Consider the following 15,432-nt stretch of genomic DNA (forward strand, 5'->3'; position numbering starts at 1 on the left):
CTTCAGGCGCACCGCTTCTTCCACCGCGATCTCGTCGAAGGGGTTCATCGACATCTTGACGTTGGCGATGTCCACGCCCGAACCGTCGCTCTTCACGCGGACCTTCACGTTGTAGTCGACCACGCGTTTAACGGGTACCAGAATCTTCAATGCAGCGCTCCTTCCATTTTTGAAGTTCTCCACCATTTCGGCACTGCGACGGCGGGCGAGTTCCCGCCCTGCACATCGGCAAACCTCTCTTCAGACAATCCGGCATCGCCGCGGCGCCTATCCGCTCCACATGGAGCAAGGACAAGCAGCTTCTCACAGCAAGCCTTGCCTTGTCACTTTCCGTACGGTAGCGTATGGACACATAAGCGTCAATACTACTGCGTATGGAAAAGACACCCCGCGCCCAGCTCGACCGCGAAGCCTGGATCCAGGCTGCCCTCGACACCCTCGCCGACGAAGGGCTGGGCGGCGTTCGCGTGGAGACGCTGGCCAGACGGCTGCACGTCACCAAGGGCAGTTTCTACTGGCATTTCAAGGATCGCCAGGATCTTCTCGACGCCGTCCTCGAGACCTGGAAGAGCGGGCGCATCCGCGACATCATCAAGCAGACGCGGCTCGAGCCGGGTCATGCCGAGGATCAGCTTTTCCATGTCATCGACATCTACAGCACCAGCCGCAGCAACAAAGGCATCCGCATCGAGCTGGCAATGCGCGACTGGGCCCGACGCGATCCTGCGGCCGAACGCATCGTCGAGGAGGTCGACAACGCCCGCCTCACCTGCGCCCGCGACTTGTTCCTGGCCTGCGGCCTGCCGATGCACGAGGCCTCCACGCGCAGCGTGCTGCTCTACGCCTACGTGTTCGGCATCTCGATGATGAACTGCGACAGTTTCGATGCCCGGCTCTCCGACATGAAGGCCGACATCCGCCACATCATCGCCCGCAGCAAGGTGCCACCGGCCTGAGCGACGCCAGGCCGGGAATCGCGACGCGCGCATTGGCGCCGGTCGCGGCGATCAGTTCTTCCACCGGCATGCCACGCAACCCCGCCAGCACCTCGGCGAAGCGAGGCAGATTGTCCGGCGCGTTGCGTTGCCCCGCGCCCCACGTCGGGGGAATGTCCGGCGCGTCGGTCTCGAGCACGATCGATTCGAGCGGCAGACTCGCCGCCAGCTCGCGTATGCGTCGCGAACCTTCGTAGGTCATCGCGCCGCCGAAGCCGAGCTTGAAACCCAGCTTGATGAACGTCTCGGCCTGCTGACGGCTGCCGTTGAAGGCGTGGGCGATACCGCCGCGCACCGGCAGACGGCGCAGGAACTTGAGAATCTCGTCCTGGGCGCGGCGAATGTGCAGCACGACGGGCAGATCGAAGCTTCGCGCCAGCCGCAACTGGGCCTCGAAGTAAAGGCGCTGCCGGGGCAGATCGCCATCGGCCACGAAACCGTCTAGGCCGATCTCGCCCACCGCCACCGCAGCCCCCTCGGCCAGACGCTCCCGCAGGATGTCCAGGTCGCCCTCCTCGGCACGCCGCACGTACATCGGATGGATGCCGTAGGCGTGACGGCAATCGGGATGCCGGGCGGACAGCGCGGCAACCGCATCGAAATTACCGACCTCCACCGCCGGCACCAGGAAGCCGCCGACCCCTGCCTCCCGCGCCGCCGCCAGTACGGCCTCGCGATCGGGGTCGAACTCGGCGGCGTCGAGGTGACAGTGGGTGTCGATCAGCACGGCCGGCCAGGGCGGTGTGCCATGCCCGAGGCTTACTTGCCGGTCCACACCGGTTTGCGCTTGGCCATGAAGGCGTCGATGCCTTCGGCTGCGTCGTCGCACATCATGTTGCAGGCCATGACTTCTGCGGCCTGCTGGTAGGCGGCGTCGAGGCCCATCTCGAGCTGGCTGTAGAACATCTGCTTGCCCATCGCGATCGCCACCGGCGACTTGGCGCAAATCGACGCGGCGAGCTTCGCCACCTCGTCGTCGAGCGATTCGAGCGGCACGACGCGATTGACCAGCCCGCGCTGACGCGCCTCGGCGGCGTCGATGAAATCGCCGGTGACCAGCATCTCGAACGCCTGCTTGCGGCCCATGTTGCGCGACAGGCCGACGCTCGGCGTGGCGCAGAACAGCCCGACGTTGATGCCCGACACCGCAAAGCGGGCCACGTCCGACGCCACCGCCAGATCGCACATCGACACCAACTGGCAGCCGGCCGCGGTGGCAATGCCGTGGATGCGGGCGATGACGGGCTGGGGCATCGCGACGATCTGCATCATCACCTTGCCGCACAGGCGGAACAGCGCCTGCTGGAAAGCCTTGGTGTGGTTGCCGCGCATTTCCTTGAGGTCGTGGCCGGCACAGAAGGCCTTGCCGGCGCCCGCCAGCACGACGACGCGCACCGACTTGTCGGCGGCGATCGCCTGCAGTTCGGAAAGCAGGGCCTCGAGCATGGCCTGGGACAGGGCATTGAACTGGCCGGGACGGTTCAACGTGAGGGTGGCGACGCCATCGGCGTCCTCGCGCAGCAGCATGGGTTCGGTGTTGGGTTGAACGACAGCGTTCATGGGTTCTCCTCCTGGTTGTGAAAGCGCCGGCACTTTCTCCTGCCGGTCGTGGAATGGTTCAGGCGCTGCAGCGGGCCCGCAGCCGGCTGGCCGCGTCTGCGTCGAGGGCTTCGAGCCAGTCGAGCAGTTCGCGGTTCAATTCGAATACGCCCGCCCGTAACGCGGCCACCCCGCCGACCGCGTTGGCCGACGGCGCCGGCCGGGCGATGCTGAAGCTGCGCGAGGCGATGAGCTGGTCGCTGCGCGGCGCGAGCAGGTGCGCCCTGGCCTCGAGCACACCTTCGCTGGCCGCCTCGGACGTGAAGACCTGGGCGAACTCGTCGAGGTCGATACGCAGCCGGCAACCCGTGATGGGCGTGGCCGTTTCGGCGTTGCGCATCGCACGCTTGACCGCCAGTTCGACGAGCTGCGCGGGCTGGGCGGCCCAGCGGCTTTCGACGAAGACCTGGCGGCGCGTCGGCTGCCCGTACAGGAGCCGGTAGCTCATCGCCGTCGAGGCAAGCCACGGCGCGGGCACGACCTCGGTGCTGCGCAGCGCGAAACCCAGTACCCGCGGCGGCGGGCCGTCGAGGGGCCCGAAATCGTGCACCGCGTAGCCGGGCGCGGCCTTGGGCACGCTGTTGCAGGCCAGCAGCAACGGCACCGCGAGCAGCGCCGGGCTAAGTCGGATGAAGAGCGTGCGCAGCATCGCCGGATTCCGGTTGAAGCGCCTCAGTGGGCCGCGCCGGGCGTCGCACCGAAGCCGGCTTCGCCGGGTCCGGGCGGCGGCTTGCGGCGGCCGAGGAGCAGGAGTTGCGGGGAGTCGTCGATCTCGTCGAGTAGGTCGGAAAGCTGGCGCGAGGTGGTGGTGAGCTCCTGCAGCAGCACGTTGAGACGCGGCAACGTGCTGGTGGCGAGCCCCTCGCCGGTGGTGCCGGCGAGGCTGTCGATCTTTTCGCCGACGCTCTGCAGGCGGGCAACGAGGTTGCGGCCGTCGCGGGCCAGCGGCACCGCTTCGGCGCTCAGGCGCTCGACGTTGTCGAGGGAACGGCGAATCCGCGCGAGATTGTCCGGGCTGGCGATCTGGCGCACCGCGGCGAGGGTCTGCGGCGCCTCCTTGAGCGTGCGGTCGAGGCCACGGCTGGAAGATTCGAGATTCGTCAGCGTGCGCTCGATGCGCGCGAGGTTGTCGGGCGAGGCGAGCGCGGTGAGGCGGGCGCTGAGTTCGCGGACCTGTTTCAAGGTCTGCACCGAAGCATCGGCTGCCTCGTCCACCAGGCCCGGAGCCAGGCGCAGCCGCGGTGGGCCACCGCCCTCCCCGAGCAGCGGCGTGGGATCGTCGCCGGCGTCGTCGAGGGCGATGAAGGCCAGGCCCGTCACCCCCTGGCTGGCCAGACGCGCGCGGGTGCCGCGGGTGACCGGCAGATCGGCACGGATGCGCGCCGTGACCAGCAGGTTGCGTGGATCGGCGGGGTCGAGGTCGATGCCGGCGACCTTGCCGGCGATGATGCCGCGGTAGCGCACCGTGGCCTGGGGATTGAGGCCATTGACGCTGCCTGCGCTCACCAGCACCACGTCGCGGGTGGTCTCGCGACGATCGGAAAACCACCACAAGACGATCACCAGACCGATGCCCAGGACGATCGCGAACAGACCCGCGGCAATGGCGTGGGAACGGCTTTCCATCAGCGCTCCGCCCGCCCGCGGGCCAGCGCGGCTTGGCTGCGCTCGCTGTGGAAGAAGCGTTCGATGAAGGGGTCCTGCACCGTCATGATCTCGTCGAGGGGTCCATAGGCCAGTATACGCCCTTCGGACAGCACGGCGACGCGGGTGGCCAGCGCGGCCAGGGTGTCCAGGTCGTGGGTGACGAGGATCACCGTGAGCCCGAGCGCCTTGTGCAGCGCGCGGATCAGCCGCACGAAGCCGGCGCTGCGATCCGGGTCGAGGCCGGCGGTGGGCTCGTCGAGGAGCAGCAGCTCGGGTTCGAGGGCCAGCGCGCGCGCCAGCGCGACGCGCTTGACCATCCCGCCGGAGAGCTCCGCCGGCATGCGCAGCGCCACCTCGGGGCCGAGCTCGACCATCGCCAGCTTCAAAAGGACAAGATCGTTGACCAATTCGTCGTCGTCGAGCCCGAATTCGCGCAGCGGAAAGGCCACGTTGGCGAACACGTTGAGCGCCGAGAACAGCGCCCCATGCTGGAACAACATGCCAAAACGTCGCCGCCGCGCCTGCTGCTCGGCACGGCTGCCGGCGAACAAGGGTTCGTCGAACAGGCGCACCTCGCCCTCGGCGGGCTGCAGGAGGCCCACCATCTGGCGCAGCAGCGTGGTCTTGCCGCTGCCCGACCCGCCGACCAGCGCCACCACCTCGCCCGCCGGCACCACCAGGTCGATGCGGCGGTGGACCCAGGTGTTGCCGAAGCGGGTCGACAGCCCCTTGAGTTCGACGGGATGGCTCATGGCGTTCAGCGGTAAGGCAGGCCGATGCCGCGGGTGGCAACCGCGAACACCGCATCCACCAGGATCACCACGGTGATCGACGTGACCACCGACGCCGTGGTGTTGGCGGACAGGCTCTCGGTGTTGGGCTTGACGCGCAGCCCGAAATGGCAGGCCACCAGCGCGATCATCAGGCCGAACACCGCGCCCTTTGCCAGCCCGAGCACGACGTTGGCCAGCGGAACCGCCTTGGGCAGCGCATTGAGGAAGTAGTCGTAGCTCATGTCGAGCTGGAGGTTGGCCGACACCATGCCGCCGAAGATCGCCACCGCCGAGCCCCACAAGGTGAGCAGGGGCATCGCCAGGGTCAGCGCCACCACCTTGGGCAGCACCAGGCGCACGTAGCGCGAGATGCCCATCGTGGTGAGGGCGTCCACTTCCTCGGTGACGCGCATCACCCCGAGCTGGGCGGTCATCGCCGAGCCCGAGCGGCCCGCCACCAGCACCGACACCAGCACCGGCCCAAGCTCCCGGACGATGCCCAGGCCAAGAATATTGACGATGAACACGTCGGCCCCGAAGGCGCGCAGCTGCAGCGCCGACAGGTAAGACATCACCACCCCGATCAGGAAACCCACCAGGCCGGTCACCGGCATCGCCTTGACGCCCACCTTGAAGAAGTTGGCCGACATCTCCAGCCACGGCCAGCGCCCGCGGCCGCGAAACAGGTAGACCAGATCGAGGAGCAGTTGCCCGACCAGGGCCACGAAGGCGACGAAATGCCGGCCGAAGCCGATCAGCAACCCGCCCAGGTGGGCGGTGGCGTCCAGGAAGCGGTACGGCGCTTCGGCGGGAACGCTGGCATCCCCCAACGCGGCCAGGCGCTGGAAGATGGATTCCAGGGCGGGCGGCAGCCGCAGCGCGACCGGACGCCGACGGCCCCAGCGACGCCACAGCAGCAGCGCGCCGAAACTGTCGAGACGGGTGACGGCGGACAGATCCCACGCCGCGGAGTCGGGCACGTCGGCGAGCTGACGACGCAGCGCCGCCAGGACCGGACTCAGGCTGCGCAGGGTCCAGTCGCCCGAGAGCGTGGCCGTCGCGCCGTCGTGGCACAGCGCCGGCTGCGGTCGGGCGTCCGGCGCCATCGTCGGACGGTCAGGACGCCGCCGGGCTGCGGGAGGCCGCGCGCTCGACCCGCACCTTGAGCGGCAGACCGATGGCCTGCCACTGGCGCTCCTCCTCGTCGAGCACCGACGCGGTGAGCGGCAGATCGCGCAGCCATTCGCCGTCGGCCACGGCCACGTAACCGCGGCCTTCGCGCTTCAGGCGCAGGGGCGGCACACCGCGGCCGTCGCGGGCCCGATGCACCACCGCCGACAGGCGCAGGCACAGGATCAGGCGCCACTCGGGGCTGTCCGGACCGAGCGAGCCGACGCGCGACAGCTTGCCACGGTGGGCCAGCACCATGCGCGCGAGGCGCCCCTGGTCCATCCGCGAGAAGCCCGGCATGTCGGCGTTGCCCAGGATGTAGGCGCTGTGCTTGTGGTAGCTCGAATGGGCCACCGAGACGCCGACCTCGTGAAGCATCGCCGCCCATTCGAGGAAGCGCCGGTCCATGTTCTCCTCGTCGGCGGCGGACGGGTCGAGCTGCAGCAGGAAGGCCCGGGCGGTTTCGGTGACCTGGCGGGCGTGGGCGAGATCGACGCCGTAGCGCTCGACGAAGGCGGACACCGTGGCGTCGCGCAAATCGTGGTGGTGGTAGCGTCCGAGCAGGTCGTAGAGCACACCCAGGCGCAGCGCGCCCTCCGAGAACGTCATCCGCTCAAGGCCGAACTCCTGGAACACCGCCCACATGATCGCGAAACCGCCGGTGAGCACCGGCAGGCGATCCGGGCGGAGGCCTTCGAGCTGCAGATTGTCGACGCTGCCCGCCTTGAGCATCAGGGTGCGCAGACGCTCGAGGCCGCTACGGGTGATGCCGCCGTCCGACAGGCCGTTGAGTTCGAGGATGTCGACCAGCGCCTTGGCCGATCCACTGGAGCCGACCGCCTCATCCCAGCCGATCTCGCGATAGGCGTGGGAGATGGTCTGGATTTCCTTCTGGGCGGTGAGCTCGGCGTCGCGCATCCCGCGTTTGTCGATCCGCCCGTCCGGGAAAAACTTCAGCGAGTAGCTGACACAACCCATGTACAGCGATTCGAGAGCGATCGGCTTGAAGCTCTTGCCGATGACGAATTCCGTGGAGCCGCCGCCGATATCCACCACCAGCTGCTGCTTGTGGGGATTGGGCAAGGTGTGGGCGACGCCGACGTAGATCAGGCGAGCCTCCTCACGGCCGGCGATGACCTCGATCGGAAAACCGAGGGCCGCTTCGGCCTGGATCAGGAAGTGCGGCGCGTTCTTGGCCACCCGCAGCGTGTTGGTAGCCACCGCGCGGACCGCCTCGGGCGGATAGTCGCGGATGCGCTCGTTGAAACAGCGCAGCGCGCTGATGCCGCGAAACTGCGCGGCGGCGTCGAGCATGCGGTCGGGGGACAGGCCGGCGGCAAGCCGCACCGCCTCCTTGATGCCATCGAGGGGATAGATCTGGTCATTCACGATCCGCCCGATCTGCAGGCGGAAACTGTTGGAACCCAGGTCGATGGCGGCGATCAATTCACGATTCATGAATCAGGCAGAAACTGCGCCTCGCAGCGCGGAAGCCCGAAATTCTAGCACCCGCGGCCGCCGCTTCCACTGCCGCGCTCGACCCGGGCACTCGGGACATCGAACTTCATTTATCTGTAACAGAAACTTCACATACTTCGCATTACATTGGAAGATTCGACAGGAGAGCCCATGCATCGCCCCGCCACCGACCGCCAGTTCAGCAGCGACCACTTCATCAACCGCGAGCTCTCCTTGCTGCAGTTCCAGCGCCGCGTGCTGGCCCAGGCGGCCGACCCGGCGGTGCCGCTGCTCGAGCGGCTGCGCTTCCTGTGCATCGTGTCGAGCAACCTCGACGAATTCTTCGAGGTGCGCGTCGCCGGCGTCAAGGAGCAACTGCGCCTGGGCAGCCTCGCGCTGACCACCGACGGCCTCACCCCAGCCCTGCTCCACGCGCGCATCAGCCAGGAGGTGCACAGCCTCATCGACGAGCAGTACGCCCTGCTCAACAACACGCTGCTGCCGGCCCTGGCCGAAGAAGGCATCGTGTTCCTGCGCCGCAGCGTCTGGACCGACGCCCAGCACCTGTGGGCGCGCGACTATTTCCTGCGCGAGGTGATGCCGGTGCTCACCCCGATCGGGCTCGACCCGGCCCATCCCTTCCCGCGGGTGCTCAACAAGAGCCTCAACTTCGCCGTCGAACTGGAAGGCCGCGACGCCTTCGGGCGCAACTCCGGCGCCGCCATCGTCCAGGCGCCGCGCGCGCTGCCGCGCGTCATCCGCGTACCGAAGGCCCTTACCGGCGTCGAGCACGGTTTCGTGTTCCTGTCCTCGCTGCTCCACGCCCACGTGGGCGAGCTCTTCGAGGGCATGACGGTGCTGGGCTGCTACCAGTTCCGCGTGACCCGCAATTCAGACATGTTCGTCGACGAAGAGGAAGTGAAGGATCTGCGCGCCACCCTCAAGGGCGAACTGCAGCAGCGCCACTTCGGCGACGCCGTGCGCCTGGAACTGGCCGACAACTGCTCCGAGGCGATGGCCACCTTCCTGATGAAGCAGTTCGGGCTCGACGCCGCCGACGTCTATCGCGTGCCCGGCATGGTCAACCCGGTGCGCCTCAACCAGGTACCCGACTGGGTCGACCGACCCGACCTCAAATATCGCCCCTACCAACCGGCCCGCCCCAAGGGGCTCGACAAGCGCGAGAACATCTTCGCCGCGATCCGCCGCAACGACATCCTGCTGCACCACCCGTTCCAGAGCTTCGAGCCGGTCATCGAACTGCTCAAGGCCGCCGCCGACGATCCGGACGTGGTGTCGGTGAAGATGACGGTGTACCGCACCGGCACCGATTCCGTGCTGATGGAACACCTCGTCCGCGCAGCCCAGAAGGGCAAGGAAGTCACCGTGGTGCTGGAGCTGATGGCGCGCTTCGACGAGGAAGCCAACATCAGCTGGGCCGCCCGTCTCGAGGAAGTCGGCGCCCATGTGGTGTACGGCGTGTTCGGCTACAAGACCCACGCCAAGATGCTGCTCCTGGTGCGCCGCGAGAACGGCGTCCTGCGCCGCTACGCCCACCTCGGCACCGGCAACTACCACCCCCGCACGACCCGCTTCTACACCGACTTCGGCCTGCTCACCGCCAACGACGAGATCGGCACCGATGTGGCCGAAGTGTTCAAGCAGCTCACCGGACTGGGTCAGGCCGGCAAGCTCAAGCACCTGTGGCAGGCGCCCTTCACGCTGCAGCCCAACGTCGTCGCCGCGATTCGCGACGAGGCCGAGATCGCCCGTGCCGGACGCAAGGGGCGCATCATCGTCAAGGTCAATGCCCTGCTCGAACCGGAAACCATCGAGGCGCTCTATGAAGCCTCCCAGGCCGGCGTCGAGATCGACATCATCGCCCGCAGCGTGTGCGCCCTCAAACCGGGCGTGCCGGGCCTGTCCGAGAACATCCGCGTGCGCTCGGTCGTCGGCCGCTTCCTCGAGCACCACCGCATCTTCTACTTCCTCGCCGACGGTGCCGAAAAGCTCTACCTCTCCAGCGCCGACTGGATGGAGCGCAACTTCTTCAAGCGCATCGAGGTCGGCTTCCCGATCCTCGACCCGAAAGTGAAACGGCGTGTAATGAAGGAAGGCCTGCGTCCCTACCTCGGCGACAACTGCCAGGCCTGGGAACTCGATGCCGAAAACCACTATCGCCGCAAGAATCCCCGCACCACCCGCCGAGCCGCCCAGGAAATCCTGCTGAAGGAACTCACCGGCTACAGCGGCAGCTGAGTGCCCGTGCGGCGGCGGCGCCCCTCCTCGTACGGCCCGGCGCACGGAGGGGCGGCCAGAGCGCGATGCTGTTGTAGAATCCCGGCTCGATCCGTTCATCGATGGCCACTCCCATGCTTCCGTCCCGCTTCCGCCTCTCCCGCGCCGCGTCCGGCGCCGTTGCCAGCCTGCTCGCCGCAGCCCTCGTCTCCGCCTGCGGTGGCGGTGGCGGCAGTTCCGCTGGCGCACCGGCAAACTTCCGGGTCGTCGAAGGCGACGGCCAGGCCACCGTTTCATGGACGGCGGAAGGTGGCGTTCAGTACTGGCTCTTCTACGCGCCGAGCGTGAGCTTCGCCAGCGTCAAGGAATGGAGCAAACTCACCGGCGCGGTGAGCAAGGTCGGATACGGTAACGACAAGGGCATCGGCTCGCCGTACATCGCGACCGGCCTCACCAACGGCACCCCCTACTACTTCGCCGTCAACGGCCGTAACGACGGCGGCGACGGCGGGCCGCTCACCGCCGTCCTGTCCGTCACCCCTCGGCCGTCGGGCAACGCCTGGAAGACCGGTGGCAGCTTCGCCGGCGCCCCCACCCTGCGCGGCGTCACCCTTGGTACCGACAGCAGCGACAACTCCGCCCGCTACCTCGCGGTCGGCGACGGCGGCATCGTGTTCCGCAGCACCGACGCCTACCCCAGCACCGACCCGCTGACCTGGGAAGCCAAGGCCACCCTCGGCGGCCAGCTCAACGCGGTCATCTACACGCTGGGCAAGTACATCGCCGTCGGCACCGCCGGCAAGGCCTGGTACGCCACCACCGCCGACAGCTGGAGCGCCGGCAGCGCCTCGGACGCCCGCACCGACGGGCTCAACGCGCTCGCCAGCAACGGCGGCACCGTCGTCGCCGTCGGCGACAACGGCCGCATCCTCACCTCCACCGACGGCCAGAGCTGGAGCCCTGCCGGTAGTATCCCGGCCGGCACACCCAACCTCTACGGCGTCGCCTACTCGCCCTCCGGCCTGTGGGTCGCCGTCGGCGCCGGCTGCAAGATCCTCACCAGCACCGATGCCACCACCTGGACCACCGTCGCCGCCAGCCTGCCCGGTTGCGTCGACCTGCGCGGCGTCAGCGTCAGCGGCTCGTCGCCCTACACCCTCGCCGCGGTGGGCACCGGTGCCACCGGCGGCGCCCTCGTCACCAGCAGCGACGGCACCACCTGGACCCAGCAGGCCGACCTCGGCAGCACCCCGCTGTACGCCGTGGCCGGCTCCTACGACGGCCGCTTCACCGCCGTCGGCGGCGGCGGCGCGATCTTCTTCGCCGACAGCCTGACCAGCTGGGCTCCGCCCGCGACCAACACCGCGCCGGCCCAGACCATGTACAGCGTCACCCGCGGCAACGCCACCTACACGTCCGTCGGCGTCGGCGGCAGCAGCGGCTACGCTTACTGATCCCGCCGACACAGCACCGCAACCGCAGCAAAAAGTGGAGCAGCGCCTGCGGGCCTGCTCCACTTCGTCCTTCTGAAGCCGCCCCATGTCACCCTCCGCCCCCTCGAACGCCGAACTCCTCGGCCGCTCCCTCGCCGCCGTCTGGCACCCGTGCACCCAGATGAAGCACCACGAGCACCTGCCACTGGTGCCGGTCAAACGCGGGCAGGGTGCCTGGCTCTACGACATGGACGGCCGCCGCTACCTGGACGGCATCAGCTCCTGGTGGGTCAACCTGTTCGGCCACGCCAACCCGCGCATCGGCGCCGCCCTCAAGGCCCAGCTCGACCAGCTCGAGCACGTGATGCTCGCCGGCTTCACCCACGAGCCGGTGGTCGAACTCTCCGAGCGCCTCGCCGCCCTCACCGGCCATCATCTGGGCCACGCCTTCTACGCCTCCGACGGCGCCTCGGCCACCGAGATCGCCCTCAAGATGAGCGCCCACTACTGGCGCAACCACGGCGAGCCCGGCAAGAACCGCTTCGTCAGCCTGGCCGGCAGCTATCACGGCGAAACCGTCGGCGCCCTGGCCGTCACGGATGTGGCCATCTTCCGCGATGCCTACGCCCCGCTGGTGCGCCCCGGCACCTGCGTGCCCAGCCCCGACGCCCGCAATGCCGCACCCGGCGAAACCGCCGCTGACGTCGCCCGCCGCGCCGCCGCCGCCCTCGACGCCCACCTCGCCGCACACGCCCATGAAACCGCCGCGCTGATCGTCGAGCCGCTCATCCAGTGCGCCTCCGGCATGGTGATGTACGACCCGGAATACCTGCGCCTCGCCCGCGAGATCTGCACCCGCCACCGGGTGCATCTGGTGGCCGACGAGATCGCCGTCGGCTGCGGTCGCACCGGCACCTTCTTCGCCTGCGAGCAGGCCGGCATCTGGCCGGATTTCATCTGTCTTTCCAAGGGCATTTCCGGCGGCTACCTGCCGCTGTCCATCGTCCTGTCCACCGACGACATTTTCGCCGCCTTCTACGACGACGACACCGCCCGCGGGTTCCTGCATTCCCACAGCTACACCGGCAACCCGCTGGCCTGCCGCGCCGCGCTGGCAACGCTCGACATCTTCGAGCAGGACGACGTGCTCGCCGTCAACCGCACCAAGGCCGAACGTCTCGGCGCGGCTTTCCAGGCCACCGTCGGCGCCCACCCGGCCGTGCGTCACCTGCGCCAGCGCGGCATGATCCTCGCGTTCGACGTGGCCGACGCCCCTGCCGGCTTCGCCCGCCGCTTCTTCACCGCGGCCCTCGAACGGGAACTCCTCCTGCGGCCGATCGGACAAACCGTTTACACCATGCCGCCGTACATCCTGTCCGACGCCGAAATCGCGCACCTCGCCGGCCGCTGTGCCGAAGCCCTGGAGGTTGCGCTTGGCTGATCGTCCCGACCCGCTCCACGAACTGCGCACCCGCCTCGCCGACCTCGACACGGCCGGGCTGCGCCGACGCCGCCGCGTCGTCACCACCGCCTGCGCCCCCGACACCCGCCTGGCCGACCGGCCAGAGCCGCTCGTCGCCTTCTGCGCCAACGACTACCTCGGCCTCGCCGCCGAGCCCGCCCTCGCCGACGCCGCCATCGCCGGCACCCGGCGCTGGGGCGTCGGCTCGGGCGCCTCGCACCTGGTCAGCGGCCATTACGCCGCCCATGACGCACTGGAGGCCCGCCTCGCCGCCTTCGTCGGCATGGACGACGCGCTCTACTTCTGTACCGGCTACATGGCCAACATCGGCGTCATGCCGGCCCTCGTCGGCCGTGGCGACGCCATCTTCGCCGACAAGGTCAACCACGCGTCGCTGGTGGATGGCGCCCTGCTCTCCCGCGCCGAGCTCATCCGCTACCCCCACTGCGATCTGGCCGCCCTCGAGGCCCGCCTCGCCGCCTCGACGGCCCCGCGCAAACTCATCGTCACCGACGCCGTCTTCAGCATGGACGGCGACATCGCCCCGCTTCCCGAACTCCTCGCCCTCGCCGAGGCCCACCAGGCCTGGCTGCTGGTGGACGACGCCCACGGCTTCGGTGTGCTCGGCCCGCAAGGGCGGGGCAGCCTGGCCCATTTCGGGCTCGCGTCGCCCCGTCTCCTCTACATGGGCACCCTCGGCAAGGCCGCCGGCGTTGCGGGTGCCTTCGTCGCCGGACAGCGCGACGTGATCCAGTGGCTGCTCAGCACCTGCCGCAGCTACATCTTCACCACCGGCGCACCGCCGCTGCTCGCCCACACCCTGCTCACCGCGCTCGACCTCATCGAACACTGCGACGACCGCCGCACCCACCTCGGCGCGCTCATCGAACGCTTCAAGGCCGGTCTGCATCTCACCCGCTGGCAGCGCCTGCCGTCCGACACGCCGATCCAGCCGGTGGTGATCGGCGACAACCACGAAACCCTCGCCGTCTCCCGCGCCCTCGACGCCGAAGGCCTGTGGGTGCCGGCAATCCGTCCGCCCACCGTACCCAAGGGCGCCGCGCGGCTGCGCATCACCCTGTCGGCCGCCCACACCGTCGATCAGGTGGACCGCCTCGTCGCCACCCTCAACCGCCTGGAAGCGACGTCCCGATGAGCACCCCGCTGGTCCTGCTGCACGGCTGGGGGCTATCGTCGGCCGTGTGGGCGCCACTGCGCGCCCGGCTCGACCCCGCCCTCCCGGTCGTCCCGCTTGATCTCCCCGGCCACGGCAGCGCCGCGCCGGCGGGCGACAGCCTCGCCGACTGGGCCGACGCCCTGCGCCCCCACATCCCCGACGGCGCCACCGTTGTCGGCTGGTCCCTCGGCGCGCAGCTTGCCCTCCATCTGGCCGCCCGCGCACCCGATGCCATCGCCCGACTCGTGCTGATCGGCGCCAGCCCGCGCTTCGTCCAGGCCGACGACTGGCCCTGCGCGATGCCGGCCGACACCCTCGGCGAATTCCGCCGGCAGTTCGACCTCGACCCCGCCGCCGTGCAAAAACGCTTCGTCGCGCTGCAGGCCCTCGGCGACAGCGCCCGCCGCGACGTCGTCGCCGCCCTCGGCACCGCACTCACGCCCGCCGACGCGGCGCACCAGCCCGCCCTCGCCTGCGGCCTGCGCCTGCTCGCCGACACCGATCAGCGCGCCCTCGTCGCCGGCATCCGCCAGCCGACCCGGGTGCTCCACGGCAGCGCCGACACCCTGATGCCCGTCGCCGCCGCCGAATGGCTGGCCGACACCCTGCCCGACGGCCGCCTCACCGTCTTCCAGCACAGCGGCCACGCGCCCTTCCTGTCGCGCCCGGCCGACTGCGCCACGCTGCTCGAAAGCTTCATCCGTGACTGACGCACCCGCCCCCAAGCGCGCCGTGCGCGCCGCCTTCGACAAGGCCGCCGACCGCTACGACGCCGTCGCACGCGTTCAGCGCGCCGCCTGCGACCGGCTGCTGAGCCTCGCCACCGCCCACGCCCACGCGCCCCAGCGCATTCTCGACGCCGGCTGCGGCACCGGCTATGCCCTGCCGGGCCTCGCCCACGCCTTTCCCGCTGCAACCCTGCTGGCCCTCGACTTCGCGCCAGCGATGCTGCGCCGCCACCCGCCGGGCCTCGCCCAGCCGGTCTGCGCCGACCTCGAACACCTGCCCTTCGCCACCGCCAGCCTCGACGCTCTGTGGTCCAGCTACGCCCTGCAGTGGTGCAATCCCCGTCACGCCCTGCCCGAGCTCGCCCGTGCCCTCGCCCCCGGCGGCCAGCTATGGCTCGCCACCCTCGGCCCCGGCACACTGGGCGAACTGCGCGACGCCTTCCGCCAGGTAGACGACGACGATCACGTGCTGCGCTTCGAATCCCCCGACACCATTGCCGCCGCCGCCGAATCGGCCGGCCTGCGCATCGTCGCCCGCGAACGCGACACCCTGCGCGCCTGGGCACCCGACCTGCGCACCCTGCTCGGCGACATCAAGACCCTCGGCGCCCACCAGACCGGCGCGGCCCGACGGACCCCCCTGACCAAATCCGCCTGGGGCCGCCTCGCCACCGCCTACGAAGCCCACCGGGGCGCCAACGGCCTGCCTGCGTCCTACGACACCCTCTGGCTCATCGCCGAAAAGACCTGAA

At 69.3% G+C, this 15,432-nt stretch carries 14 protein-coding genes and 1 pseudogene; 7 read left to right on the top strand and 8 right to left on the bottom strand.

Features of this window, described 5'->3' with window-relative positions; genetic code table 11:
• Positions 1–150 (bottom strand): annotated as a pseudogene (locus ACE3P2_RS00365) (electron transfer flavoprotein subunit beta/FixA family protein); the annotation flags it as partial.
• A gap of 224 nt (positions 151–374) precedes the next feature.
• On the opposite strand from ACE3P2_RS00365, the gene ACE3P2_RS00370 reads away from it, so the two are divergent.
• A complete protein-coding gene (locus ACE3P2_RS00370) occupies positions 375–956 on the top strand; it encodes a TetR/AcrR family transcriptional regulator (protein WP_374259578.1) in 582 nt (193 codons plus the stop codon).
• Here the strand turns inward: ACE3P2_RS00370 and ACE3P2_RS00375 are convergent.
• Genes ACE3P2_RS00375 through ppx form a run of 7 tightly spaced genes read right to left on the bottom strand, consistent with a single transcriptional unit; the run spans position 925 to position 7,642 of the window.
• On the bottom strand, positions 925–1,722 hold the full coding sequence (locus ACE3P2_RS00375) for a TatD family hydrolase (RefSeq protein ID WP_374259794.1): 798 nt from the start codon (positions 1,720–1,722) through the stop codon (positions 925–927). The two genes, ACE3P2_RS00370 and ACE3P2_RS00375, sit on opposite strands and share 32 nt — an antisense overlap.
• Before the next feature lie 32 nt (positions 1,723–1,754).
• Positions 1,755–2,555, bottom strand: a complete 801-nt coding sequence (locus tag ACE3P2_RS00380) for an enoyl-CoA hydratase (protein WP_374259580.1) — start codon at positions 2,553–2,555, stop codon at positions 1,755–1,757.
• A 58-nt stretch (positions 2,556–2,613) separates the two neighbouring features.
• A complete protein-coding gene (locus ACE3P2_RS00385; protein WP_374259583.1) occupies positions 2,614–3,243 on the bottom strand; it encodes an ABC-type transport auxiliary lipoprotein family protein in 630 nt (209 codons plus the stop codon).
• 23 nt (positions 3,244–3,266) lie between these two features.
• Positions 3,267–4,220, bottom strand: coding sequence for an MlaD family protein (locus ACE3P2_RS00390; protein ID WP_374259585.1), 954 nt, complete (start codon positions 4,218–4,220; stop codon positions 3,267–3,269).
• Positions 4,220–4,993, bottom strand: coding sequence for an ABC transporter ATP-binding protein (locus ACE3P2_RS00395; RefSeq protein ID WP_374259588.1), 774 nt, complete (start codon positions 4,991–4,993; stop codon positions 4,220–4,222). The genes ACE3P2_RS00390 and ACE3P2_RS00395 overlap by 1 nt, the downstream gene beginning before the upstream one ends.
• Before the next feature lie 5 nt (positions 4,994–4,998).
• Positions 4,999–6,120, bottom strand: coding sequence for an ABC transporter permease (locus tag ACE3P2_RS00400; RefSeq protein WP_374259590.1), 1,122 nt, complete (start codon positions 6,118–6,120; stop codon positions 4,999–5,001).
• A gap of 10 nt (positions 6,121–6,130) precedes the next feature.
• On the bottom strand, positions 6,131–7,642 hold the full coding sequence (gene ppx, locus ACE3P2_RS00405; protein WP_374259592.1) for an exopolyphosphatase: 1,512 nt from the start codon (positions 7,640–7,642) through the stop codon (positions 6,131–6,133).
• Between the two features lie 171 nt (positions 7,643–7,813).
• Here ppx and ppk1 point away from each other — a divergent pair, with 171 nt between their 5' ends.
• From ppk1 to bioC, 6 genes are all read left to right on the top strand, one after another.
• Positions 7,814–9,901 carry a polyphosphate kinase 1 gene (gene ppk1 / locus ACE3P2_RS00410; RefSeq protein ID WP_374259594.1) on the top strand — a complete coding sequence of 696 codons (2,088 nt, stop codon included), beginning with the start codon at positions 7,814–7,816 and terminating at the stop codon, positions 9,899–9,901.
• A gap of 113 nt (positions 9,902–10,014) precedes the next feature.
• Positions 10,015–11,334: a hypothetical protein gene (locus ACE3P2_RS00415; RefSeq protein ID WP_374259595.1), complete on the top strand. Its 1,320-nt coding sequence runs from the start codon at positions 10,015–10,017 to the stop codon at positions 11,332–11,334.
• An 85-nt stretch (positions 11,335–11,419) separates the two neighbouring features.
• On the top strand, positions 11,420–12,754 hold the full coding sequence (locus ACE3P2_RS00420; protein ID WP_374259598.1) for an adenosylmethionine--8-amino-7-oxononanoate transaminase: 1,335 nt from the start codon (positions 11,420–11,422) through the stop codon (positions 12,752–12,754).
• On the top strand, positions 12,747–13,931 hold the full coding sequence (gene bioF / locus ACE3P2_RS00425; RefSeq protein ID WP_374259601.1) for an 8-amino-7-oxononanoate synthase: 1,185 nt from the start codon (positions 12,747–12,749) through the stop codon (positions 13,929–13,931). Before ACE3P2_RS00420 ends, bioF begins: the two co-directional genes overlap by 8 nt.
• Positions 13,928–14,662, top strand: a complete 735-nt coding sequence (locus ACE3P2_RS00430) for an alpha/beta fold hydrolase (protein ID WP_374259604.1) — start codon at positions 13,928–13,930, stop codon at positions 14,660–14,662. Before bioF ends, ACE3P2_RS00430 begins: the two co-directional genes overlap by 4 nt.
• The gene (gene bioC, locus ACE3P2_RS00435) at positions 14,655–15,431 is read left to right on the top strand and encodes a malonyl-ACP O-methyltransferase BioC (RefSeq protein ID WP_374259607.1); all 777 of its coding nucleotides are present in this window, start codon (positions 14,655–14,657) and stop codon (positions 15,429–15,431) included. The genes ACE3P2_RS00430 and bioC overlap by 8 nt, the downstream gene beginning before the upstream one ends.
• Position 15,432: the final 1 nt, after the last annotated feature.

The sequence above is a fragment of the Zoogloea sp. genome (genome assembly GCF_041911615.1).
Lineage (GTDB): Bacteria > Pseudomonadota > Gammaproteobacteria > Burkholderiales > Rhodocyclaceae > Zoogloea.